At 69.4% G+C, this 23681-nt stretch carries 19 protein-coding genes and 1 pseudogene; 14 read left to right on the top strand and 6 right to left on the bottom strand.

Annotated features, from left to right (window positions below; all coding sequences use genetic code 11):
* Window positions 1-11 precede the first annotated feature (11 nt).
* Together C666_RS06470 and C666_RS19680 are read left to right on the top strand one after the other, a co-directional pair.
* Window positions 12-5594, top strand: a complete 5583-nt coding sequence (locus C666_RS06470) for a FimL-related protein (RefSeq protein ID WP_004335711.1) — start codon at window positions 12-14, stop codon at window positions 5592-5594.
* A 126-nt stretch (window positions 5595-5720) separates the two neighbouring features.
* Window positions 5721-5855, top strand: a complete 135-nt coding sequence (locus C666_RS19680) for an N-acetyltransferase (RefSeq protein ID WP_004335708.1) — start codon at window positions 5721-5723, stop codon at window positions 5853-5855.
* A 31-nt stretch (window positions 5856-5886) separates the two neighbouring features.
* Here the strand turns inward: C666_RS19680 and C666_RS06465 are convergent, their stop codons facing one another.
* Window positions 5887-7074, bottom strand: a complete 1188-nt coding sequence (locus C666_RS06465; RefSeq protein WP_028791938.1) for a MalY/PatB family protein — start codon at window positions 7072-7074, stop codon at window positions 5887-5889.
* Between the two features lie 67 nt (window positions 7075-7141).
* Window positions 7142-8581, bottom strand: a complete 1440-nt coding sequence (locus C666_RS06460) for a cryptochrome/photolyase family protein (protein ID WP_028791937.1) — start codon at window positions 8579-8581, stop codon at window positions 7142-7144.
* A 132-nt stretch (window positions 8582-8713) separates the two neighbouring features.
* Here C666_RS06460 and C666_RS06455 point away from each other — a divergent pair, with 132 nt between their 5' ends.
* The 6 genes from C666_RS06455 (at window position 8714) to C666_RS06430 (ending at window position 13260) form a co-directional block, all read left to right on the top strand.
* Complete coding sequence (locus tag C666_RS06455; protein ID WP_004335704.1) at window positions 8714-9289, top strand: YqgE/AlgH family protein; 576 nt, start codon at window positions 8714-8716, stop codon at window positions 9287-9289.
* Window positions 9282-9758, top strand: coding sequence for a Holliday junction resolvase RuvX (ruvX, locus tag C666_RS06450; protein WP_004335702.1), 477 nt, complete (start codon window positions 9282-9284; stop codon window positions 9756-9758). Before C666_RS06455 ends, ruvX begins: the two co-directional genes overlap by 8 nt.
* On the top strand, window positions 9739-10242 hold the full coding sequence (pyrR, locus tag C666_RS06445; protein ID WP_004335700.1) for a bifunctional pyr operon transcriptional regulator/uracil phosphoribosyltransferase PyrR: 504 nt from the start codon (window positions 9739-9741) through the stop codon (window positions 10240-10242). The genes ruvX and pyrR overlap by 20 nt, the downstream gene beginning before the upstream one ends.
* Window positions 10243-10310: 68 nt before the next feature.
* On the top strand, window positions 10311-11270 hold the full coding sequence (locus tag C666_RS06440) for an aspartate carbamoyltransferase catalytic subunit (protein WP_004335698.1): 960 nt from the start codon (window positions 10311-10313) through the stop codon (window positions 11268-11270).
* A gap of 32 nt (window positions 11271-11302) precedes the next feature.
* Window positions 11303-12577, top strand: coding sequence for a dihydroorotase (locus C666_RS06435; RefSeq protein WP_004335696.1), 1275 nt, complete (start codon window positions 11303-11305; stop codon window positions 12575-12577).
* 101 nt (window positions 12578-12678) lie between these two features.
* On the top strand, window positions 12679-13260 hold the full coding sequence (locus C666_RS06430) for a Uma2 family endonuclease (protein WP_004335693.1): 582 nt from the start codon (window positions 12679-12681) through the stop codon (window positions 13258-13260).
* A gap of 7 nt (window positions 13261-13267) precedes the next feature.
* Here C666_RS06430 and C666_RS06425 read toward each other — a convergent pair whose 3' ends face one another.
* From C666_RS06425 to C666_RS06415, 3 genes are all read right to left on the bottom strand, one after another.
* A complete protein-coding gene (locus C666_RS06425; protein ID WP_004335691.1) occupies window positions 13268-13849 on the bottom strand; it encodes a YggT family protein in 582 nt (193 codons plus the stop codon).
* Between the two features lie 5 nt (window positions 13850-13854).
* On the bottom strand, window positions 13855-14679 hold the full coding sequence (gene proC, locus C666_RS06420; RefSeq protein ID WP_004335690.1) for a pyrroline-5-carboxylate reductase: 825 nt from the start codon (window positions 14677-14679) through the stop codon (window positions 13855-13857).
* A 75-nt stretch (window positions 14680-14754) separates the two neighbouring features.
* Window positions 14755-15462 (bottom strand): YggS family pyridoxal phosphate-dependent enzyme, encoded by a 708-nt coding sequence (locus tag C666_RS06415; protein ID WP_004335688.1) that lies wholly within the window; start codon window positions 15460-15462, stop codon window positions 14755-14757.
* A 91-nt stretch (window positions 15463-15553) separates the two neighbouring features.
* Between C666_RS06415 and C666_RS06410 the strand changes: the two genes are divergently transcribed.
* Window positions 15554-16597: a type IV pilus twitching motility protein PilT gene (locus tag C666_RS06410; RefSeq protein ID WP_004335686.1), complete on the top strand. Its 1044-nt coding sequence runs from the start codon at window positions 15554-15556 to the stop codon at window positions 16595-16597.
* Window positions 16598-16700: 103 nt separating this feature from the next.
* On the top strand, window positions 16701-17843 hold the full coding sequence (locus tag C666_RS06405) for a PilT/PilU family type 4a pilus ATPase (RefSeq protein WP_004335684.1): 1143 nt from the start codon (window positions 16701-16703) through the stop codon (window positions 17841-17843).
* A 118-nt stretch (window positions 17844-17961) separates the two neighbouring features.
* On the opposite strand, the gene C666_RS06400 is transcribed toward C666_RS06405, so the two are convergent.
* A complete protein-coding gene (locus C666_RS06400) occupies window positions 17962-19131 on the bottom strand; it encodes a THUMP domain-containing class I SAM-dependent RNA methyltransferase (protein WP_004335682.1) in 1170 nt (389 codons plus the stop codon).
* Window positions 19132-19342: 211 nt separating this feature from the next.
* On the opposite strand from C666_RS06400, the gene C666_RS06395 reads away from it, so the two are divergent.
* The 4 genes and pseudogenes from C666_RS06395 to C666_RS06380 all read left to right on the top strand — a co-directional run.
* Complete coding sequence (locus tag C666_RS06395) at window positions 19343-21268, top strand: putative bifunctional diguanylate cyclase/phosphodiesterase (protein ID WP_004335680.1); 1926 nt, start codon at window positions 19343-19345, stop codon at window positions 21266-21268.
* Between the two features lie 127 nt (window positions 21269-21395).
* On the top strand, window positions 21396-22079 hold the full coding sequence (mobA, locus tag C666_RS06390) for a molybdenum cofactor guanylyltransferase MobA (protein WP_004335678.1): 684 nt from the start codon (window positions 21396-21398) through the stop codon (window positions 22077-22079).
* Window positions 22076-23416, top strand: coding sequence for a glutathione-disulfide reductase (gene gorA, locus C666_RS06385; protein ID WP_004335676.1), 1341 nt, complete (start codon window positions 22076-22078; stop codon window positions 23414-23416). The genes mobA and gorA overlap by 4 nt, the downstream gene beginning before the upstream one ends.
* A 13-nt stretch (window positions 23417-23429) precedes the next feature.
* Window positions 23430-23630, top strand: a pseudogene (locus C666_RS06380) (hypothetical protein); the annotation flags it as partial.
* Window positions 23631-23681 lie beyond the last annotated feature (51 nt).

Genomic DNA, 23681 nt, shown 5'->3' with positions numbered 1-23681 from the left:
GGAAGCACGCCATGACACAAGCCACCGAGACGGACCTGGGGCCGCTGACCTGGGTGAAGGGCGAGATCGACGCCGCCCTGCAGCGTTCCGCGGACGCCCTGGCCGAAGCCCGCAGCGCCGGAGATGCGGCCGGCCGCGTGCAGTTCGCACAGACGCACCTGCACCAGGTGCGCGGCGCCCTGTCCATCATCGGCCTCAACGGCCTGACCCAGTTCGCCGACACCGCCGAGCAGTTCCTCGGCCAGATGTCACGCGGCGAGCTTCCGACCGGCGCGGACAGCCTCGCGCTGGCCTCGCGCGCCGTCGCCAGCATCGGCAACTACCTCGAGGAAATCGCGCACGGCGCGCCCGACCAGCCGCTCAGGCTGGCACCGCTGTACGAAGAGATCGCCGCCGCGCGCGGCCTGCCGCTGCCTTGCGCCGCCGACCTCTTTCACCCCGACCTGTCGCGCCGTCCGCCGCGGCGCGACACGCCGCCCGCGGCGCTGGACGCGGCCACGACCCAATCCACGCTGCGCCAAGCGCGGGCGCGCTTCGAACGCGGCCTGCTCGACTGGCTGCGCGGCAATGCCGGCACGGGCGCGCAGGCGATGCGCGACGCCATTTCCACGGTCGAAGCCCTGCAGGCCGCCCCCACCCAGCGCAGCCTGTGGTGGGCCGCACTGGCCTTCTACGACGGCCTGATCGACGGCAGCCTGCCCGTCGACACCGCGCTCAAGCGCCTGTGCGCCCAGATCGACGCGCAATTCCGGCGCCTGCTCGGCGGCACGCCTTCGACGCCCGACCGCCTGCTGCGCGACATCCTCTACCGCGTCGCCACCATGCCGGCGCGCAGCGCGCAACAGCAGGCGGTGCGCGCATGCTGGCAACTCGACGCGTTGCTGCCCCCGGACGATGCCGGCGTCAGCGATATCCCGCTCGGCCCCCTCCTCCGGACCCTGCAGCAATCGCTCGAAGGCGTGCGGGCGCAATGGGATGAATTCAGCAGCGGTATCGCAATCGCCCTGGCCGGCTTCGACGAACGGCTCGCGCTCCTCGTCCCCGCCGCCCGGCCGCTCGGGCGCCCGGCCACGCGCCGCCTGCTCGACGGTCTGCAGGCCGTGGCGCAGTGGCTTCGGCGCGATCCCCTGCAGCACACGGACGCGCTCGCACTCGAAGTCGCCACCGCCTTGCTGCTGCTCGAAGCCGACTTCGGCCAGCACGTGCCCGACGCCGGCCTGGCCGCCCAGATGGACCAGCGCCTGTCTCGGCTGCAAGCGCTGCAGCGGGGCGAAACCCCCGCCGCCGAAATCTCCGCGGCAGGCCTGGACGGCGCACGCGAGAACCAGGAAAAGCAGGCGCTTGCACAGCTTTGCCGCGAAATGCGCACCAGCCTGTCGCAGATCGAACAGACCCTGGACGACTACTTCCGCAACCAGGCCAAGCATGAGCCGCTCGCCCATCTCCACCAGCCGCTGCAGCAGATCGTCGGCGCGCTGAGCCTGCTCGGCGAAACCCGCGCCCTCGAACTGGTGCGCGACGCCGGCAGCCGCATCGCCAGCCTGGCCAGCGCCCCCTCCGAAGCCGACGGCAGTGCCTTCGAAACGCTGGCCCATCAACTGTCGGCGCTCGGCTTCTATCTCGAAGCGCTGCCGCTCGGCACGGCCGACCTCGACGACCTCCTGCACCCGGAACGCCGCCGCGAGCGGGACGTGGCGAAAGCCGCGGACGCGGACGAAGCCATCGCTTCCAGCACGCCTGCCGCCACCCCGCCGAGCGCGCCCGAAGCCGCATCCGCGGCCATCGCGCAGCAGAACGGCATCGACCTGCCGGCGCCGTCCGCTGCCGACCTCGACGCACGGAGCGGACACGAAGAGCCCGCATCCGAAGCCCCGCCCCCGGCGCCGACCGCTCCCGAATCCGCCGCCGATGACCTGGCCGGCGACGAGCTCGAAGACCTGGGCATGCTGGAGGACCTGCCTCCGCTCCTGCCCACGCCGGCCCCGGCCGTGCCACCGCCCGCCCTGCCGGGCAGCGACGCCGACATCGACGCGGAGCTGCTGTGCATCTTCATCGAGGAAGCGACCGAAGTCCTGGCGACGGTCGGCGAACAGCTCGAACTCGTCCGCAGCGAACCTCGGCAGCTCGAACACCTCACCACGATCCGGCGCGGCTTCCACACGCTCAAGGGCAGCGGCCGCATGGTCGGGCTGACCGCCCTGGGCGAGGCCGCCTGGGGCCTCGAACAGACGCTGAACCGCTGGCTGCAGCTCGACTGGCCGCCGACGCCCGCCCTGCTGCACCTCATCGATGCCGCCCACCAGTTGTTCGCGGCCTGGGTCGACGCGCTTCAATCCAGCGACGGCGCGGCCCCCGACGCAAGCACCCTGCTCGCCGAGGCCGAACGCCTGCGCAACAGCGAGACGGCCATCGTCGAACCCGCAGGCATCGAGCCGCCTGCCGCGGCCCTGCTTCCGCCCGCGCTCGGCGCAATGCCGCCCGAACCCGCACCAGAGGACGGGAGCTGGCCCGAATTCCCCGACCTCGACCTGTCGGAGAACGGCGAGATCCTGCCCCTGCCGCTGGAAAGCGGCATTGCCGCGGGAGCAGAGCCCGCGCTCGACGGAATCGATTTCGACCTCGAAGAGCCCTTCCCCGAAACCGACCCCCTGGAAGCGCTCGAAACGGCCTTGCCGGAACCGGCAGCCGCACCGCCTGAAGCCCTGGATGCGACGCCCACCGGCGAAGTGCCGCAGGCACCCGCCGCCGGGGACGAAGACGAAACCGTGCCGGACGAAGCCCCCGCCGCCGACGTCGTGCGAATCGGCGACAGCGAGATCTCGCCCGCCCTGTTCGCGCTCTACCAGGCCGAAGCACGGCAGCATCTCGGCACCCTGGGACAGGAGATCGAACGCCTCGCCCAGCATCCGGACACGCCGCCGACCGAGGTCGCCCTGCGCGCCGCCCACACCCTGGCCGGCATCTCGGGCACCGCACACCTGCAGCCGCCACACGAACTCGCACGCGCCCTCGAACATGCGCTGGGCCGCCTGCGCGACCAGGGCAAGGGCGCGACGGGCGACGAAGTCGCGCTGCTGCGCGACACGAGCCACACGCTGCAGCGCATGCTGGCCGAAATTGCGGCCCACACCCTGCCTGCCCGCGCGCAAGCCCAGGTCGCCGCGCTGGAAGCATGCGGCCACGCGTATTCCATGCCGGCACAGCCGGCCATCGAAACCACCGCCGAAGCGCCTGCCTCGCCATCCACCGAAGCCACCGTCCCGCCCGACGCGCTGATCACGCCGCCCCCCCCGCCACGAGCCAGCGCCGAGGCACCGGCGACAAGCCTCGTCCCGCCGCCGCAGGACGAGCTCGACCAGCAACTGCTGCCGATCTTCCTCGAGGAAGCCGGCGAACTGTTCGGCACCCTGCACGCCACGCTGCGCGCCTGGCAGGCCGCGCCCGACGCGCAACAACACCCCGCCACGCTCGCCCGCCTGCTGCACTCGCTGAAGGGCAGCGCGCGCATGGCCGGGGCGATGACGCTCGGCAGCCATCTCCACGAACTCGAATCCCGCCTCGAAGACGGCCTGGCCGACAAGATCGACACACAGGCGCTGACCGACGACCTGATCCTCGGTCTCGACCTCGCCGAACAGATGATCGACGGCCTCGCCGGCCTGCCGCCCGATCTGCCCGCCGCCCCGCAGGCAGACCTGGCGCCGGCCACGGGCACAGCCGCCGCCGCAACGGCGATCGCCGCCGAAGCGGGCGAAGCCGAACCCAGCGCCTCGGCCACGCTGCGCGTCCGCGCCGAGCAAGTCGACCGCTTCGTCAACCAGGCCGGCGAAATCGGCATCTCGCGCACGCGCATCGAAGGCGAACTGCGCACGCTGCGCCGTTCGCTGCTCGACCTCACCGAAAACGTCATCCGCCTGCGCAACCAGTTGCGCGAAGTCGAAATCCAGGCCGACGTGCAGATGCAGTCGCGCATCGCCCAGGCCGAATCGCACCACGGCGAATTCGACCCACTCGAAATGGACCGCTACACCCGCCTGCAGGAACTGACGCGGATGATGGCCGAGAGCGTCAACGACGTGACCACCGTGCAGCAGACCTTGCTGCACAACCTCGACGGCGCCGACATCGCGCTCAACGGCCAGGCGCGCACCACCCGCGAACTGCAGCAAGGCCTGATGCGCGTGCGCATGCTGCCCTTCGACAGCCTCGCCGACCGCCTGTACCGCGTCGTGCGCCAGAGTGCGAAGGAACTCGGCAAGCGCGCCACGCTCGACCTGCGCGGCGGTCGCATCGAAATCGACCGCAGCGTGCTGGAACAGATGGCCGCGCCGCTCGAACACCTGCTGCGCAACGCGGTTGCGCACGGCATCGAACTGCCGCAGGACCGCAGCGCGGCAGGCAAGCCCGAAACCGGCCAGATCGTGCTGACCGCGACGCAGGAAGGCAACGAAATCGCCATCGAGCTGAGCGACGACGGCCGCGGCCTCGACTTCGAACGCATCGCCGAGCGCGCCCGCACCAGCGGCCTGATCGCGGCCGACGAACATCCCGACACCAAGCGCCTGACCAACCTGATCTTCGTCTCCGGCTTCAGCACCGCCGGCCAGCTGTCGGCGGTATCCGGCCGCGGCGTGGGCATGGATGTGGTCAAATCCCAGACCGCCGCCGTCGGCGGCCGGATCGACGTCAGCAGCCAGACCGGCCAGGGCACCCGCGTTCTCATCTACCTGCCGCTGACGCTGGCGGTGACCCAGGCCCTGCTGGTGCGCGCCTGCGGCCGCACCTGGGCGATCCCGTCCAACCTGGTGGCGCAGGCGACCGAACTGAAGCTCGACGCCCTGCGGCAGGTACAAGCCGAGCGCGGCACCGACTGGCAGGGCGAACACTATGCCTACCGCTACCTGCCGCGCCTGCTCGGCGACCGCGACACCCAGCCCGAAGCGCAGCGCTACAACTGGCTGCTGCTATTGCGCGCCGGCGCACAGACGCTGGCGCTGCATGTCGACGGCTTGCGCGGCAACCAGGAAATCGTCGTCAAGAACGCCGGCCCCCAGCTTGCCCGCATCATCGGCATGGCCGGCGCCACCGTGCTCGCCGACGGCGAGATCGCCCTGATCCTGAACCCGGTGGCGCTCGCCAGCCGCAGCCTGGACAGCGCCACTGGCGAGGACGAACCCGGCACGCCGGCCGAGGCACCGGCCGAGGCGCTACGCCAGCCCACGGTGATGGTGGTGGACGACTCGCTGACGGTGCGCCGCGTCACCGGCCGCCTGCTGGAACGCGAAGGCTATCGCGTCATCACTGCCAAGGACGGCGTCGACGCGCTGGAGCAACTGGTCGACATCCTGCCCGACGTGGTGCTGTCGGACATCGAGATGCCGCGCATGGACGGCTTCGACCTGGTCCGCAACCTCCGCGCCGACGCCCGCACACGCGCAGTGCCGGTGATCATGATCACCTCCCGCCTGGCCGACAAGCACCGCCGCTACGCCGAGGAGATCGGCGCCAACCACTACCTGGGCAAGCCCTACCAGGAAGAGGAACTGCTGGCGCTACTGGCGGGCTACACGCAGGCGCGGGCCGAGCCTGCCTGACGCTTCCATGGTGCCCCCCGCACCCAGGAAGTCGGCAGAGAAGCAAGGCAAGGCTGGCACCACCGGACAGGGCAGGCTGCTCGTCTCGGCGCCGATGGATACCGCCGCCAGGTAAGCCGTACGCGCATGGCGGCACAAGCCGTAGGCAGCGCCGGATTGTTCGTGGATGCCAAGAACGAGGCCGCGGCGCGCTTCTATCAGCGATACGGTTTCAGGCCCGCCACCGAGCAACCCTTGAAGCTGTTCCTCCCGCGCTGGTGAGGCGCAACGCGCGCGCAATTCCATTGCTGCATCACTTTTCCTGCGCCCCCGCCAGCGCAGCCGCCATACGTCGCAGCGCCTCGTCCAGCGTCGCGCGCGGGCAGCCGAAGTTCAGCCGCAGCCAGCCCGGCGCACCGAAGGGACGGCCGTCCGACAGGCCGACGCCGGCGGCCTCGAAGAAGGCGGCGGGATCGTCGATGCCGCGCGCGGCCATCAGGCCGCGGCAGTCTATCCAAGCCAGGTAGGTGGCTTCGGGCGAGGTCGTTTCCAGACCCGGCATCGCCGCCACCGCTTCCAGCACGCGGGCGCGGTTGCCGCGCAGGTAGTCGAGCAGCGCGGCGCGCCACGGCCCGCCGTCGCGGTAGGCGGCTTCGGCCGCCGCCATGCCCAGCACGTTGGCGTGCGGCACCACGCCTCGCATGGCGTGCCGGTAGCGGCGGCGCAGCGCCGCGTCCGGGATCACGGCGAAGGCGCAGTACAGCGCCGGGATGTTCCAGGTCTTGGACGGCGCCATCAGCGTGATCGTGCGCCGTGCCATATCCACGTTCAGCGCGGCGATGGGGCGATGCGGCCGGCCGTCGTCGAGCACCAGGCCGCAATGGATCTCGTCCGAGCAGATCAGCAGATCGCGGCGTGCGGCGAAATCGGCCAGCCGGCGCAGTTCGTCGGCGTCGAACACGCGCCCGACCGGGTTGTGCGGCGAGCACAGCAGCAGCATGCGGCTGCGCGCATCGGCCGCGCGCTCCAGCGCATCCCAGTCCCATTGCCAGCGGCCGTCGCGCAGCACCAGTTCGCAGCGCTGCAGCACACGCCCGGTGTTGGCCGGTGCGGACAGGAAGGGGGGATAGACCGGCGCGGCGGTCAGTACGCCGTCGCCCGGTTCGCCGGCCAGCATGCAGGCGAGGTTGAAGCCCGTCACCACGCCGGGCAGCCATACCAGCCAGTCGGGCTCGACCGTCCAGCCATGATCGCGCAGCAGGCCTTCGGTCACCGCTTCTTCGAGCGCGGGCCAGGCGTCAGTGTAGCCGAACACGCCGTGATCGATGCGCTGGTGCAGGGCTTCGATGACGGCGGGCGGCGCGGCGAAATCCATGTCCGCCACCCACAGCGGCAGCACGTCGCGGCCGGCGTAGCGGCCCCATTTTTCGCCCGGCAGGCGGCGGCGGTCGATGATGCGGTCGAAGTCGAACGGAGCGGCGGAATGGTCGGGGGCGTTCATGGTCGGCAGGCGGTCGGGAACATGGCCTGCATTGTCCCGCAACCGCGCGATGTATCCAGTGTTTCGATCAGGCTTTCAGCACGCCGAACCGTTTCAGCGTGCGCTCGCGCGCCGCCGCATGGTCGACGATCGGTGCGGGATAGTCGACGCCGATCCGGGTGCGGCACGCGCTCTGGTCGATGCCGCCCATGGTCCACGGCGCATGGATGAACGTGTCGGGCACCCGCGCCAGTTCCGGCAGGTAGCGGCGGATGAAGCGCCCTCCCGGGTCGAACTTCTGCGACTGCGTCACCGGGTTGAAGATGCGGAAGTAGGGCTGCGCGTCGCAGCCGGTCGACGCGGCCCACTGCCAGCCGCCATTGTTGGCGGCGAGGTCGTAGTCGTTCAGATGCGCGGCGAAATGGCGTTCGCCCAGGCGCCAGTCGATGCCGAGGTCCTTGCTCAGGAAAGAGGCGACGATCATGCGCAGGCGGTTGTGCATGTAGCCGGTCTGCGCCAGTTGCCGCATCGCGGCATCGACGATCGGGTAGCCGGTGCGCGCCTCGGCCCAGGCGGCGAACAGTCCGGGCGCGTCGTCCCACACCACGCCGTCGTACTCGGGCCGGAAGGCCCGCGCCACCACATGCGGGTGATGCCACAGGATCTGATGGTAGAAGTCACGCCAGATCAGTTCGCCCAGCCAGGCTTGCGCCCCATCGCCACCATCGCGCCAGGCATGCGCGGCGAGCTGGCGGATCGATACGGTGCCGAAGCGCAGGTGGACCGACAGGTAGCTGACGCCCTTGAGCGCCGGAAAGTCCCGCGCCTGCGCGTAGCGCCCGATGCGCGCGGCGAAGTCCTCGAACAGCCTGCGCCCGCCGCTCATGCCCGTCGGCATCCGCAGTTCGGCAAGGCCGGCCGGCTCGAAACCGATGCCGGCAAGGCTAGGTAGCGCTTCGCCCGCGGGTTTGGGCGCCAGGCGCTGCGCATGGCGCTCCACCGGGTAGGGCTTCATCTGGAAATCGTCGGCTGCCTTCAGCCACGCGCTCCGGTACGGGGTGAACACGCTGAAGGGTTTGCCCGCCTGGGTCAGCACCTCGTCGCGCTCGAAGATCACCTGGTCCTTGAAATCTTCGCAGCCGATGCCGGCCTCGGCCAGCCGCTGCGCCACCCGGCTGTCGCGCACGATCGCGTCCGGCTCGTAGTCGCGGTTGACGAACACCTTGTCCACGCCCAGTTCCAGCGCCAGACGCGGGATTTCGTCCTCGGCCCGCCCATGGCGCACGATGATGCCCGCCCCCTGCCCGCCAGCCGCGCGCGACATGGCGTCGAGCGCGGCATCGAGCTCGGCGAGGCTGGCATGGATGAATTCGACGCGGCGGTCGCGGCGCGACGACAGGGCGTCGAGGATGGCGGTGTCGAACACAAAGGCACAATGCACGCGGCCGGCGAAATGCAGCGCCCGATGCAACGCGGCGTGATCGAAGCTGCGCAGGTCGCGGCGAAACCAGACGAGGGCTGAAGTCATCATTGCGATCCGGATGGACGGGAGGCGATTATCGGCTCACCCGCCCCTTTCTGCGACCCGGCCCGCGGCGGGGCCGGAATCGCGGCCGACATCCCTTCCTCGTCACACAAGAACCCGGGCGAAGTGCGTAAAATGGCGCCCATGGAAACACCCACGGCCAACTTCACGCACCACTTCCTGATCGCCATGCCCAACATGGCCGATCCCCATTTCGTGCGCACGCTGACCTACATCGCCGAACACAACGAGCAGGGCGCGCTCGGCGTCATCGTGAACCGCCCGATCGACATGACGCTGGCCACGCTGTTCGAACGCATCGACGTCCCGCTCGAAGCCCGGGGCTTCGACGCCCACCCGGTGTACTTCGGCGGGCCGGTGCAGACCGATCGCGGCTTCGTACTGCATCGCCCCCTCGGCGACTGGCATTCGACGCTCAAGGTCAGCGGCGACGTCGGCCTCACCAGCAGCCGCGACATCCTGCAGGCGATCGGCGCCCAGGGCGAACCGCAGGACGTGCTGGTCACCCTCGGCTACGCCGGGTGGACGGCCGGCCAGCTCGAACAGGAACTGATGGACAACGCCTGGCTGACAGTGCCGGCGGACATGTCGATCGTGTTCGACCTGCCGCCCGAAGAACGCCTGGTTGCCGCGATGCAGAAGCTGGGCGTGGATTTCGCCAACCTCAGCGAGGTCGCGGGGCATGCCTGACGCGGCATCCGCCGCCCCGCCTTCCCTGCCCGCGCGCGGCACCCTGCTCGGTTTCGACTTCGGCCTGGCGCGCATCGGCGTGGCGAGCGGCGAACTCGAGACCAGCCAGGCCAGCGCGCTGGCCACACTGCACGAAGAATCGAACGACGCCCGCTTCAAGGCCATCGCCGGGCTGATCGCCGAATGGCGCCCGGTGGCGCTGGTGGTCGGCATCCCCACCCATCTCGACGGCGCCGAACACGAACTCACGGCCCGCTGCCGCCGCTTCGCCAACCAGCTGCACGGCCGCTTCGGCTTGCCGGTGTTCGCCACCGACGAGCGCCTGTCCTCGCGCGCCGCCGAAGCGGAACTGTCCCGCGCCGGCCTCAAGGGCTGGCACCAACGCAAGGCGGTGCTCGACGCCGCCGCCGCCCGGATCATCCTGCAAACCTTCCTGGACGCCCATCGTCATGAACATTCTCGATGCTGAAGCCCTGTGCCGGCAGCTTGCCGAACAGATCCGTCCCCACGTCACGCCGGCCACCGCGCTGGTCGGCATCTACACCGGCGGCCTGTGGCTGGCCGAGCGCCTGCACAAGGAACTCGGCATCACCCAGCCGCTGGGCGCGATCGACGTTTCCTTCTACCGCGACGACTACGGCAGCAAGGGCCTGCATGCCAAGCCGCAGCGCACCGACATCCCCTTCGGCGTCGATGGCGCGCACGTGATCCTGGTCGACGACGTGCTCTACACGGGCCGCACAACCCGCGCCGCGCTGAACGGCCTGTTCGACTTCGGCCGCCCGGCCGCGGTCGAACTGGCCGTGCTGGTCGACCGCGGCAGCCGCGAACTGCCGATCGCCGCCCGCTACTGTGCCCACACCCTGGCCCAGGCCCTGCCGCACGAGCAGAACCTGGAGCTGCAGCGCGACGACGCCGGCGCTCTCACGCTGCAATTGACGCAGCGCGCGTAGCCCGGGGCACGGCCCCCAGCCCTCTCTCCCTCCATCCATGGCCAACAGCTGATTCCGAGGCAAGCCCGATGCGCAACCCCCAGCTCAACAAGCACGGCGAACTGCAGCACCTGCTGACGCTCGACGGTCTCCCGCGCAACATCCTCACCGCCATCCTCGACACCGCGGCGCCCTTCACCGAAGTGGCCGAGCGCGAAGTCAAGAAGCTGCCGCTGCTGCGCGGCAAGAGCGTGTTCAACCTGTTCTTCGAGAACTCGACGCGCACCCGCACCACCTTCGAGATCGCCGCCAAGCGCCTGTCGGCCGACGTGGTGAACCTCAACATCAACACCAGTTCGGCCTCGAAGGGCGAGAGCCTGCTCGACACCGTCGACAACCTGTGCGCGATGCAGGCCGACATGTTCGTCGTGCGCCACGCCGCCAGCGGCGCGCCGATGCTGATCGCCCAGCACCTGCAGAACACCGGCCGCGACCACATCCACGTCGTCAATGCCGGCGACGGCCGCCATGCGCACCCGACGCAGGGCCTGCTGGACATGTACACCATCCGCCACTTCAAGCAGGACTTCACCGGGCTGACGGTGGCCATCGTCGGCGACGTGCTGCACTCGCGCGTGGCGCGCAGCCAGATCGCCGCGCTGACCACGCTCGGCGTGCCCGAGATCCGCGTGATCGGCCCCCGCACCCTGCTTCCGACCGAAGTCGAGCGGCTCGGCGTGCGCGTGTTCCACGACATGCGCGAAGGCCTGAAAGACGTGGACGTGGTCATGATGCTGCGCCTGCAGAACGAACGCATGAACGGCGCCCTGCTGCCCACGCCGCAGGAATACTTCAAGGTCTGGGGCCTCACCGCCGAAAAGCTCGCGCTGGCCAAGCCCGACGCCATCGTGCTGCACCCCGGCCCGATGAACCGCGGCGTCGAGATCGATTCGGCCGTGGCCGACGGCACGCAGGCCGTGATCCTGCCCCAGGTCACTTTCGGCATCGCCGTGCGCATGGCGGTGATGAGCATGCTCGGCAGCCACTGAGCCCCGGACAGCACAGGCACAAGGATCCGCGAATGAACATCCTGATTTCCAACGGCCGCGTCGTCGACCCGGCCAACCGTAGCGACGTGGTGCAGAACGTCTATGTCGCCGGCGGCAAGATCGTCGCCCTCGGCACCGCCCCCGACGGCTTCGCCGCCGAACGCACGATCGACGCCGGCGGCCTCGTCGTCGCGCCCGGCTTCATCGACCTCGCCGCGCGCCTGCGCGAGCCCGGCTTCGAGTACCGCGCCACGCTCGAATCCGAGATGGAAGCGGCAATGGCCGGCGGCGTCACCAGCCTGGCGATCCCCCCCGACACCGATCCCGCGCTGGACGAGCCCGGCCTGGTCGAGATGCTGACCTACCGCGCCAAGAAACTGAACCGCGCCCACATCTACCCGGTCGGCGCGCTCACCATCGGCCTCAAGGGCGAGCGCCTGTCCGAGATGGCCGAACTGGTCGAGGCCGGCTGCGTCGCCTTCTCGCAGGCCAACGTGCCGATCGTCGACAACGGCGTGCTGATGCGCGCGCTGCAGTACGCCGCCACCTTCGGCTTCCGCGTCTGGCTGCAGCCGCTTTCCCCCTTCCTCGCCCGCGGCAATGCCCACGACGGCGAGGTCGCCACCCGCCTGGGCCTCGCCGGCATGCCGGTGGCGGCCGAGACGGTGGCGCTGTACACCTACCTCGAACTGGCCAAGATCACCGGCGCACGGCTGCACATCACCCGCCTGTCGTCCGCCGCGGGCCTGGCGCTCATCGAGCGCGCGCGCGCCGAGGGCATGGACGTGAGCTGCGACGTATCGATCAACCACGTCCATCTGTGCGACATGGACATCGGCTACTTCAACTCCAACTGCCACCTGATTCCGCCGCTGCGCAGCCAGCGCGATCGCGAAGCCCTGTGCAAGGGACTGGCCGACGGCCGCATCGACGCCCTGTGCTCGGACCACACCCCGGTGGACGATGATGGCAAGCAGACACCTTTCTCCGAATCCGAACCCGGCGCCACCGGCCTCGAACTGCTGCTGCCGCTGACCCTGAAATGGGCCGGGCGCGCCGGCCTGCCGCTGCTCGACGGCCTCGCCCGCATCACCTCGGACGCGGCGAAGATCGTCGGCATCACCAAGGCCGGCCATCTGTCGCCGGGCGCACGCGCCGACGTCTGCGTGTTCGATCCCACCGCCCATGTCGCCGTCACCCGCGACACGCTCAAGAGCCAGGGCAAGAACACGCCCTTCCTCGGCATGGAGCTGCCGGGCAAGGTGCGCTACACGCTGGTCGAAGGCCAGGTGATGTACGAGGGCTGAGCGGCCGGCGAGACGACACGGCGCCCGCCGGCGGGCACATGCTCCGCCGGTGGGCGCTATACTCGTTGCCAGCCCCGCCTGCCATACATGAGGACGACGCCATGGGCCTGGCTCTTCGCGATACCCGAACCTATACCTACGCCGACTACCTCGACTGGCCGGACGATGCGCGCTACGAACTGATCGACGGCGTCGCCTACGCAATGGCGCCGGCGCCGCTGCGCGTGCACCAGGAAATCCTGCTTGAAGTTGCGCGCCAGACAAGTAACGCACTGGACGGCAAGCCCTGCCGCCCCTTCATCGCTCCGTTCGACGTTCGCCTGCCGCGCGGCAACGAAGTCGACGCCGACATCGACACCGTGGTGCAGCCCGACCTCGTCGTGGTCTGCGACCGCGCCAAGCTCGACGAGCGCGGCTGCCGCGGCGTGCCGGACTGGGTGGTCGAAGTCCTGTCGCCCTCGACCGCCGGCCACGATCTCATCATCAAGCGCCGGCTGTACGAGCGCGCCGGCGTGCGCGAATACTGGCTGGTGCATCCGGTCGACCGCGTGGTCACGGTGTACCGCCTGCAGGACGGCGCCTTCGGCGCCCCCGACATCTACGAACTGAAGGACACGCTCGCCGTCGGCATCCTGCCCGAAGTCGTCATCGACTGGGAACGCGCCCTGCAGAACGTCGGCTGAGCGCGGCTCAGGCCCCGAACAGCAGCGGCGCGAAGTTGCCGCGCATGCCCCCCAGCACCATCAGCACGATCTGCAGCACCAGCAGCAGCACCAGCGGCGACAGGTCGACGTTGGCGATGGTCGGCACGATGCGGCGGAAGGGGCGCAGGAAGGGCGCGGCGAGCGAATGCAGCAAGGGCGCCAGCGGCGCATGCGGGCTGACCCAGGACAGCACCGCCGAGCCGAGCACCACCGCGAACACCAGATACACCATCATGCGGATCAGCTCGATCAGGCCCACGCCCCACAGCCCGAGCAGCACCGCGCCGGCGTTGCCGCTGAACACCGCACCGCGCAGGCTCAGCTCGATCGCCACCAGCAGCACCTGCACCACCCAGGCCGGCAGCAAGCTGGCCATGTCCAGCCCGAACAGGCCGGGGACGAAGCGGCGCAGCGGCCGCACGAGCCAGTCGGTGGTGGACACGACGAACTGGCCGATCTGGTTGCGGAAGGAAATACGCTGCCACTGCATGTAGAAGCGCGCCAGCAGCATCAAGGTCAGGAAAGCGCCTGCGGTATCGAGGACCAGCAACAGGATGTTGGCAAGCATGGCGGTCAGTCCTTGCCCAGCTCGGCGCCCAGCTCGCGGCCGCGCGCCTGCGCCGCCCGGACCGCCGCGATCAGCGCATCATGCCAACCGGATGCGGCAAGACTGGCGAGCGCGGCGGCGGTCGTGCCGCCCTTGGAGGTGACCTTTTCGCGCAATACCGCGGGGGAATCCTCCGAGCCGGCTGCGAGCCTCGCCGCCCCTAGCACGGTTTCGATCGCCAGCTTGCGCGCACCGGCCTCGTCGAAGCCCAGCGCGCGCCCGGCCGCTTCCAGCGCCTCGATGAAATGGAACACATACGCGGGGCCGCTGCCGGAAATCGCCGTCACCGCATCCATCTGCTCTTCGGTCGCGGCCCACACGGTGCTGCCGACCGCGGCAAGGACACGCTCCGCCGCCTCGCGGCCGCCCGCATCCACGCTCGGATCGGCATACAGGCCGGTGACGCCGGCCCCGATCAGGGCCGGTGTATTGGGCATGCAGCGCACCAGGCGGGAATAGGGCCGGCCCGGCGCACCGAGCCAGCGGCCGAGATCGGCAAGCCGCAGGCCCGCGGCGATGCTGATGACCAACTGCCCGCCCAGCCTGCCCGCCAGCGGCGCCAGCGCGGCCTTCATCTGCTGCGGCTTCACCGCCAGCACCAGCACCTCACAGCCCAGCGCTGCGGCGTCGGCGGACGCCACCGCGCGCACGCCGAAGCGCTCGACCAGCCGCGCACGCGCCTCGGCGCCGAGTTCGACGACCTGGATGCCGCCCGCAGCGAAACCCCGCTCGACCATGCCGCCGATAAGTGCGGCCGCCATGTTGCCGCCGCCCAGGAAAGTGATCTTCATGCTGTCCTTTTCATGTGAATGCCGGGCTTCGCGCCCCGTTCCGTGCCCGCTGCTTCCATCCCCGCCCCCCGCTGCCTACCCTGCCGGCCGCCCGCGCTCGCCGAAAATCGCCGTGCCCACGCGCACGATCGTCGCCCCTTCGGCCACGGCTGGCTCGATATCGTGCGACATGCCCATCGACAGCGTATCGAGTTGCGGCGCACCGGCCACGCCATCGGCGGCCAATTGTGCCTTCAAGGCCCGCAGCAGGGCGAAACGCGAGCGCAGCAGGGCATCGTCCCCGGTCGGCTCGGGAATGCACATCAAGCCGCGCAGCCGCAGGCGCGGCAGGCCGGCCACGGCCCGCGCCAGCGCGGCAGCCTCGTCCGGCGCAACGCCACTCTTACTGTCCTCTCCGCTGACATTGACCTGGATGCAGACGTTCAGCGGCGGCAGCGATTCGTCGCGCTGCGCCGACAGGCGTTCGGCGATCTTCAGCCGGTCGATGCCGTGCACCCAGTCGAAGGCATTCGCCACCGGCCGCGTCTTGTTGCTTTGCAGCGGGCCGATGAAGTGCCATTCCAGACCCAGCCCGCGCAGCGCCTCGATCTTGTCGACGCCTTCCTGCACGTAGTTTTCGCCGAAGGTGCGCTGCCCGGCGGCGGCGGCCTCGCGCACGGCCTCGGCCGGCCAGGTCTTGCTGACGGCAAGCAGCCCGACCGAAGCGGGATCGCGCCCCGCCGCCCGCGCAGCCGCCTCGATGCGTGCGCGCACGGCGCGCAGGCGGTCGTCGATCGTCGTCATGTCCGTGGTCTATTTCCTCTGGCGGAAGCCGCGAAAAGTATAACATTCCGCAACAGCCGATCTTTTCGGCCCCACCCGGCCAAGGAATACGATGGACATCACCGAACTGCTCGCCTTCGCGGTCAAGAACAAGGCCTCCGATCTTCATCTTTCGGCCGGCCTGCCGCCGATGATCCGGGTGCACGGCGACGTGCGCCGCATCAACCTGCCGCCGATGGAGCACAAGGAAGTGCACGCCATGGTGTACGACATCATGAACGACGGCCAGCGCAAGCAGTACGAAGAAACCTGGGAGTGCGACTTCTCCTTCGCGGTGCCCAACCTCGCCCGCTTCCGCGTCAACGCCTTCAACCAGAACCGCGGCGCGGGCGCGGTGTTCCGCACCATTCCGTCCAAGGTGCTGACGCTCGAAGAACTGAACTGCCCGAAGATCTTCAAGGAGATCGCCGACACGCCGCGCGGCATCGTGCTGGTGACCGGCCCGACCGGCTCGGGCAAGTCGACCACGCTGGCGGCGATGATCGACTACATCAACGAAAACGAGTACGGCCACATCCTCACCGTCGAGGACCCGATCGAATTCGTGCACGAATCCAAGCGCTGCCTCATCAACCAGCGCGAGGTGCACCGCGACACGATGTCCTTCAACAACGCCCTGCGCGCCTCGCTGCGCGAGGACCCGGACGTGATCCTGGTGGGCGAAATGCGCGACCTCGAAACCATCCGCCTGGCGCTGACCGCGGCCGAGACCGGCCACTTGGTGTTCGGCACCCTGCACACCTCGTCGGCGGCCAAGACCATCGACCGTATCGTCGACGTGTTTCCTGCGGCCGAGAAGGACATGGTGCGCTCGATGCTGTCCGAGTCGCTGCGCGCGGTGATCTCGCAGACGCTGCTCAAGACCAAGGACGGCCAGGGCCGCGTCGCCGCGCACGAGATCATGGTCGGCACCCCGGCGATCCGCAACCTGATCCGCGAGAACAAGATCGCGCAGATGTATTCCGCGATCCAGACCGGCCAGAACACGGGCATGCAAACCCTGGATCAGTGCCTGGCGGACCTGGTGCGGCGCAACGTGGTCTCGCCCGTCGAGGCGCGCCTGCGCGCCCAGAACAAGGACAGCATCGCCGGCTGAACGAAGCACCGCGCCCCCCAGCAGGGGCGATGGCCCTCCGCCCCCTTCCGACCAGACCCCGCCCGGCCGACGCTCGCCCGGGACGGCAGGAGCAAGAACACCGATGGAACGCGACCAGGCACTCAAGTTCATGCACGACCTGCTGCGGCTGATGCTGCAGAAGAACGGCTCAGACCTGTTCATCACCGTGGGCTTTCCGCCGGCGATCAAGATCGACGGCCGCATCCTGCCGCAATCGAACCAGGCGCTGCAGGCCCAGCACACCGCCGAACTCGCGCGCGCGATCATGAACGACCGCCAGGCAGCGGAGTTCGAAGCCACCAAGGAATGCAACTTCGGCATCTCGCCGGCGGGCATCGGCCGCTTCCGCGCCAACGCCTTCGTGCAGCAGGGCAAGGTCGGCCTGGTGCTGCGCACCATCCCGCAGCGCATTCCCAGCCTCGAAGAGCTGGGCATGCCGCCGGTGCTCAACGAGGTCGCGATGAGCAAACGCGGCCTGGTGGTCTTCGTCGGCGGCACCGGCACCGGCAAGACGACCTCGCTCGCCGCGATGGTCGACCACCGCAACCAGAACAGCTACGGCCACATCATCACGATCGAGGACCCGATCGAGTTCGTGCATCCGCACAAGAACAGCATCGTCACGCAACGCGAGATCGGCATCGACTCCGACTCCTGGGAAGTCGCGCTGAAGAACACGCTGCGCCAGGCGCCCGACGTGATCCTGATGGGCGAGATCCGCGACCGCGAGACCATGGACTACGCCATCGCCTTCGCCGAGACCGGCCACCTGTGTCTGGCGACGCTGCACGCCAACAGCGCCAACCAGGCGATCGACCGCATCATCAACTTCTTCCCCGAGGAGCGCCGCCAGCAGTTGCTGATGGACTTGTCGCTGAACCTGCGCGCGATGATCTCGCAGCGGCTGCTGCCGCTGAAGGAGCGCAAGGGCCGCGTGCCGGCAGTGGAGGTGATGCTGAACTCGCCGCTGATCGCCGACCTGATCTTCAAGGGCAACGTGCCCGAGATCAAGGAGATCATGAAACGCTCGCGCGAAATCGGCATGCAGACCTTCGACCAGGCACTGTTCGACCTCTACGAGGCGGAGCGGATCACCTACGAGGACGCCTTGCGCAACGCGGATTCGATCAACGACCTGCGCCTGCAGATCAAGCTCCACAGCAAGCTCGGCGAACAGGCGAGCAGCGGCGGCAGTAGCGGCTTGCAGGACCTGGGACTGGTTTGAGTGGCGGAACGGCCGTCGCAGACGAGAGCTTTCGCCTGCACGGTCCGCCCCGTCCGCACACGGCGCATCCCCGCAGGAGCGGCTTCAGTTGCTCCTACGAAAAACTAGCTGCCCGCGCTCACTCCGCCGCGTCCGGCACCCGATCCTTGCGCCGGTTGCTGCCGGCGACCATGCGGTACTCGTACAGGCGGCATTCGAGCGCGCCGTTGAACAACGGCGTGCGCCTGCTGGCCTTCAGGCCGATCAGCTTCGGCAGCGCCACGTCGGCGCTGAAGAAATGGCAGCGCCAGCCGCCCCAGTGCCGCTTGAGTGCATCGCCCAGGCGCGGGTAGAAAGCGGCCAGTTCCTCGGCCTCGCCGAGGCGGACACCGTAAGGCGGGTTCGCCACCATCACGCCTTCGGACGCGGGCGGTGTGCGTTCGAGCAGGTCGGCACGGTCGAGCGCCACGCATTTCGCCAACCCACCCGCTTCAAGATTGACGCGCGTGCGGCGCACCCACTCGCCGACGATGTCCGAGCCATGGATCGGCAGCGCGCGCGGCGCCTGCCTGCGCGCCTCGGCGGCACGCCGCACCGCGGCCCAGCCGGCACGGTCGTGGTGGCGGAACTTCTCGAAGCCGAAACCACGCCCCAGCCCGGGCGCGATGTCGAGCGCCATCATCGCGGCTTCGATCAGAAAGGTGCCGCTGCCGCACATCGGATCGAGCAGCACCTCGCCGGGCTGCCAGCCGGACAGGCGCAGGATGCCGGCGGCCAGATTCTCCTTCAGCGGCGCCTCGACCGCCGCAGGCTTGAAGCCGCGCTTGTACAGCGGCTCGCCCGAGGTATCGACGTACAGCGTCGCCGTATCCTCGGTCAGGAAGAGATGGATGCGCACCGCGGGATCGGCCGTATCCACGTTCGGGCGCCGGCCGCTGACGGTACGGAAGTGGTCGCACACCGCGTCCTTCACGCGCAACGTGATGAACTCCAGGCTCTTCAGCGGCGACTTGCGTGCGGTGACATAGATGCGGATCGTATCGTCGGCGGTGAACCACTTCGCCCAGGTCACGCTGTAGGCGAGCTTGTAGATGTCGACCTCGGCCCGGTAGCGCCCTTGCGCCACGCGCCACAGCACCCGCGTGGCGAGCCTGCTTTCGAGGTTGGCGCGATGGCACGCCGCCCAGTCGCCCTGCCAGGCCACACCCCCGTGCACGGCCTGCGCGCCTTTCGCGCCGAACGATTGCAGTTCGTCGGCCAGCAAGGCCTCGAGGCCACGCGGGCAGGGAGAAAAGAAAGCTTCGGCCATTGCAGGCTCCATGCGGGAAACGGCCCGCATTGTACCGCTCCCCGCCAGTTCCCCGGACGGATCGCACCCGGCCGCCCCGCCAGCGTGCGATACGACACGGAAGAACGCCGAAAAGCCGCTGCGGCGAGGCATTCACCCTACTTCCGAAAGGGTTCCTCAAGCTATCATCGAAAGCTGATCCATACCCTCCCTCCATTCCCAACGTCCCTCCATGAGCCGTCGCCGACAGCCCAAGTTCATCGAACGCCACGGCGCCCGGGCCACGGCAGCGGCATCCGGCCTGTCGACACTGCCGGCGCTCGCCAGCGATGTGGCAGCGCATGCACTGCAATGGTGGGAGCTTCCGGCCACGGGGCTGGCCGGCCTGCTGCTCGGCGGCGCGCTCTGGTCGGGGATTCATCGACTCAAGCCCGGCGGCATCCGGCGCGCGGCCGGCACCTCGCAGCGCCCGGCCGCCGATGCCGTATTCACCATCGACGGCGGCACGCGCATCACGCTCGCCAATCCGATGGCTGAACGCCTGACCGGACTGGCGCGCCACACGATACGGGACAATCTGGCCGGACCGCTGATGCGCGGCTTTACCGACCAGGCGCCGCAGATCGTGGAAGCCGCCCTTGCCTGCATCAAGAGCGGGCAGGCCGTTCGCCTGCCCGATCCCGTTGAATGGCACGCGCCCGACGGCCGCCACCATGTCCTGCAACTGACGGCAACCCCGGCTGGCGAGGTTGGCGAAGGCGCGTCGCTGGTCTTCAGCGACATCGCCGGCACCCTTGCTCCCGCCGCCCATCTGCAGCACGGCGCCGCCCACGACCCGATCACCGGCCTGCCCAACCGCGCCCTGCTGCTCGACCGCCTGTGCCAGGCGCTGGCCAACGCGCAGCGCCGGGGCAGCCTGCTGGCACTGCTGCTCGTCGACCTCGACCGCCAGCCCGGACAGGCCGGCGGCCGCCAAGGCCCCGACGACGCCGTATTCAGGGACGCGGCCGAGCGCCTGCGGGCCTCGGTCCGCGCGGGCGACACCGTTGCGCGTTCGGGGCATGGCGAATTCATCGTCCTGATGGACAACCTGACCGATCGCACCGCCGTCGTCGCCGTAGCGCGCAAGCTGCTGAACCTGCTCGACCGCGGCTTCGACGGCGAAGGCAGCGGCTTGCATTTATCGTGCAGCATCGGCATCAGCGTGGGCCCGGACGACAGCGCCGACGCCGAAACGCTGCTGGCGATGGCCGACAAGGCCATGTATCGCGGCAAGATCGCAGGCGGCAGGCGCTATACCTTCCACTCCCCCGAGCTGGACACCTGGTCGCACGACCGCCTGAGCCTCGAAAGCGCACTCCGCCACGGGCTCGTCAAAGGCGAATTCGAAGTCTTCTACCAGCCCCAGATCAACCTCGCCAGCGGCAACCTCACCGGCCTCGAATCCCTCATCCGCTGGCACCGCCCGGGCAGCGGCCTGGTGCAGCCGGAAGCCTTCATTCCGGCCGCCGAAGCCTCCGGCATCATCCACGGTCTGGGCGACTGGGCCATCATCGAAGCGATGGAGCAGCTCGCCCGCTGGAGCCGCGAAGGGCTGGCGACGGTGCCGGTGGCGATCAACCTTTCGGCACGGCAGTGCGCGGACACGAGCATCGTCGACACCTTGCGCAAGGGCCTCGCCGACAGCGGACTCGCCCCCTCGCTGCTGAAGGTGGAACTGACCGAATCGACCGCAATGCGCGACGCCGGACTCGCCGCCGACCTGCTGCAGGACATCCACGGCCTGGGCTTCAGCATCGCCCTGGACGATTTCGGCACAGGCCACTCGTCGCTCGCGCTGCTGCAGCGCCTCTCCATCTCGGAACTCAAGATCGACCAGCGCTTCGTCAATGGCATCGACGACAACGGCAACGATGCCGCCATCGTGCGCGGCGCGATCGCGCTCGCCCACGGCCTGGACATGCGCGTCGTGGCGGAAGGCGTCGAGACCCAATCGCAACTGCGCTTCCTCTCCGAACACGGCTGCGATGCCGCGCAGGGCTACCTGTTCGCCCAACCCCTGCCGGCAGACGAAGCGCGCAACTGGCTGAGCGGCCCGCCGCCCCACGCCCTGCACGCCATCCGCAGGCTTGCCGGCGGCCTGCTGCATTCGGCCTGAGCCGCACGAACGGCGAAGCCCGGCGGCAAGACGCCCGGGCACGGCCTGCAACCCGCTACAATCGGCAGCCTCGGTTTCCCTCGCCGTCCCGCCAGCGGGCGCGGCCCGCCCGCAAGAACCCCCGCCCATGAACGACGCCCCTCCCGCGCTCCGCACCCCGCGCCCCGCCAGTCGACGCATCACCGGCGTCCTGCTCGCCGGCGGACAGGGCAGCCGCATGGGCGGCATCGACAAGGGCTTGGCCGAACTGGCCGGCCGGCCGATGGCGGCCCATGCGCTCGAACGCCTGGCGCCGCAGGTCGACGAACTGATCGTCAACGCCAACCAGAACCTCGACACCTGGCGGGCTTTCGGCCATCCCGTGTTCAGCGACGACATCGGCGGCTTCGCCGGACCGCTCGCCGGGCTTCATGCCGCGCTGCTGCGCGCCCGCCATCCGCTGGTCGCCACCGTGCCCTGCGACTCCCCCTTCCTGCCGGCCGACCTCGTCGAACGCCTTGCCAACGCGTTGCATGCCACCGCTGCCCAGCTCGCCGTCGCACGCACCTTCGAGCAAGCGCACCCGGTGTTCTGCCTGTGCCGCCGCGAGCTCGCCGGCCACCTCGGCAGCTTCCTCGCCGGCGGCGGGCGCGGAGTCGCACGCTGGTACGGCACGCTGAACGTGGTAGAAGTATCCTTCGACGACGAGGCAGCCGCCTTCCGCAACATCAACACCCGCGCCGAACTTGCGGAAGCCGCCCTTGGCCTGCCAGGCCGGGCCGGATACGACCCGACAACCACCGACACCCCCGAAGACAGGAGGCCGACATGAAGGAATACGACTACATCGCAATCGGCGGCGGCAGCGGCGGCGTGGCCACCGCGCGGCGAGCGGCAGAGTACGGCGCCCGCGTGCTGCTGGTCGAGGCCGCACGCCTCGGCGGCACCTGCGTCAACGTGGGCTGCGTGCCCAAGAAAGTGATGTGGTACGCATCCGGCATCGCCCAGGCCATGCGCGACGCCCCCGGCTATGGTTTCGACACGCCCGCGGCCGGCTTCGACTGGAGCACGCTCAAGGCCCGGCGCGACGCCTACATCGCCCGCCTCAACGGCATCTACGCCAACATGCTGGACAAGGCCGGCGTCGACGTCGTCGAAGGCTTCGCCCGCTTCGTCGACGCCCATACCATCGAAGTCGACGGCCAGCGCTACAGCGCGCCGCACATCGTCATCGCCACCGGCGGCCGCCCGGCCGTGCCGGACCTCGAAGGCGCCGCGCTGGGCATCGACTCGGACGGATTCTTCGCCCTCGAACGACAGCCGCGGCGCGTCGCCGTCGTCGGCGCCGGATACATCGCGGTGGAACTGGCCGGCGTGTTCAACGGCCTCGGCACCGAAGTCGACATGCTGGTGCGCGGCCCGCAACTGCTGCGCCCCTTCGACGCCATGCTGCGCGACGAACTCGCCGAACAGATGCAGGCCGACGGCGTGCGCCTGAACTTCGGCGCCCAGCCCCGGGCCGTCAGCCGCCAGGCCGACGGTGCGCTGCGCATCGACTGCGGCGACGGCAAGGCCTTCGAAGCCGACGCACTGGTATGGGCCACCGGCCGGCGCCCCAACACCGGCCGCCTGAACCTTGCCGCCGCCGGCCTCGCCGCCGACGACAAGGGCGTCATCCACACCGACGCCTTCCAGAACACCGCCGTGCCCGGCATCTACGCCATCGGCGACATCACCGGCCAGGCCGAACTCACGCCCGTGGCCATCGCCGCCGGACGCAAGCTGGCCGCGCGCCTGTTCCTCGACCAGCCCGACAGCCGGCTCGACTACGACTGCATCCCGACCGTGGTCTTCAGCCATCCCCCCATCGGCACCGTCGGCCTCACCGAAGACGAAGCCCGCAAGCGCTTCGGCCAGGTCAAGACCTACACCACCCGCTTCACCGCCATGTACCACGCGCTCACCGAGCACCGCCCCAAGACGGCCATGAAGCTCGTATGCGCTGGCGACGAAGAACGCATCGTCGGCCTCCACGTGATCGGCGACGGCGCCGACGAGATGCTGCAGGGCTTTGCCGTCGCGGTCAAAATGGGCGCATGCAAGGCCGACTTCGACCACACCATCGCCATCCACCCCACCAGCGCCGAAGAACTCGTCACCCTGCGCTAGGAAGCGAAACACCATGCCGATGAGCTACGAACGACACCTGGACGAAGTCGCCACACTGCTCTACGAGCGCTACGAACAAAGCGAAGAGGCCGCCATCGGGCTGGTCATGGCCGCGCAGGAAGACGGCTTCTTCAGCGGCCACGACGACGACCCGTCCATCTGCACGCTGGAACGCGCGCAGGAAGATGCGCGCGCGGTCTTCCAGCAATACGGCCACCCCCTGGCCTCCACAGGCGCACAGCGACAGCGCAAGCAAGGGGCGACA

The sequence above is a fragment of the Thauera linaloolentis 47Lol = DSM 12138 genome (genome assembly GCF_000310205.1).
Taxonomy (GTDB): Bacteria; Pseudomonadota; Gammaproteobacteria; order Burkholderiales; family Rhodocyclaceae; genus Thauera; species Thauera linaloolentis.
This window is presented reverse-complemented; position numbering and strand designations above follow the sequence as displayed.

Bases quoted from the DNA above. Each gene is read 5' to 3' on its own strand.
- C666_RS06460 (WP_028791937.1), bottom strand. From the start codon at position 8,581: ATGACTTCAGCCCTCGTCTGGTTTCGCCGCGACCTGCGCAGCTTCGAT.
- mobA (WP_004335678.1), top strand. From the start codon at position 21,396: ATGAACGACGCCCCTCCCGCGCTCCGCACCCCGCGCCCCGCCAGTCGA.
- C666_RS06435 (WP_004335696.1), top strand. From the start codon at position 11,303: ATGAACATCCTGATTTCCAACGGCCGCGTCGTCGACCCGGCCAACCGT.
- C666_RS19680 (WP_004335708.1), top strand. From the start codon at position 5,721: ATGGCGGCACAAGCCGTAGGCAGCGCCGGATTGTTCGTGGATGCCAAG.
- C666_RS06410 (WP_004335686.1), top strand. From the start codon at position 15,554: ATGGACATCACCGAACTGCTCGCCTTCGCGGTCAAGAACAAGGCCTCC.
- C666_RS06465 (WP_028791938.1), bottom strand. From the start codon at position 7,074: ATGAACGCCCCCGACCATTCCGCCGCTCCGTTCGACTTCGACCGCATC.
- C666_RS06405 (WP_004335684.1), top strand. From the start codon at position 16,701: ATGGAACGCGACCAGGCACTCAAGTTCATGCACGACCTGCTGCGGCTG.
- C666_RS06440 (WP_004335698.1), top strand. From the start codon at position 10,311: ATGCGCAACCCCCAGCTCAACAAGCACGGCGAACTGCAGCACCTGCTG.
- C666_RS06430 (WP_004335693.1), top strand. From the start codon at position 12,679: ATGGGCCTGGCTCTTCGCGATACCCGAACCTATACCTACGCCGACTAC.
- C666_RS06415 (WP_004335688.1), bottom strand. From the start codon at position 15,462: ATGACGACGATCGACGACCGCCTGCGCGCCGTGCGCGCACGCATCGAG.
- pyrR (WP_004335700.1), top strand. From the start codon at position 9,739: ATGAACATTCTCGATGCTGAAGCCCTGTGCCGGCAGCTTGCCGAACAG.
- C666_RS06425 (WP_004335691.1), bottom strand. From the start codon at position 13,849: ATGCTTGCCAACATCCTGTTGCTGGTCCTCGATACCGCAGGCGCTTTC.
- C666_RS06470 (WP_004335711.1), top strand. From the start codon at position 12: ATGACACAAGCCACCGAGACGGACCTGGGGCCGCTGACCTGGGTGAAG.
- gorA (WP_004335676.1), top strand. From the start codon at position 22,076: ATGAAGGAATACGACTACATCGCAATCGGCGGCGGCAGCGGCGGCGTG.
- ruvX (WP_004335702.1), top strand. From the start codon at position 9,282: ATGCCTGACGCGGCATCCGCCGCCCCGCCTTCCCTGCCCGCGCGCGGC.
- C666_RS06455 (WP_004335704.1), top strand. From the start codon at position 8,714: ATGGCGCCCATGGAAACACCCACGGCCAACTTCACGCACCACTTCCTG.
- C666_RS06395 (WP_004335680.1), top strand. From the start codon at position 19,343: ATGAGCCGTCGCCGACAGCCCAAGTTCATCGAACGCCACGGCGCCCGG.
- proC (WP_004335690.1), bottom strand. From the start codon at position 14,679: ATGAAGATCACTTTCCTGGGCGGCGGCAACATGGCGGCCGCACTTATC.
- C666_RS06400 (WP_004335682.1), bottom strand. From the start codon at position 19,131: ATGGCCGAAGCTTTCTTTTCTCCCTGCCCGCGTGGCCTCGAGGCCTTG.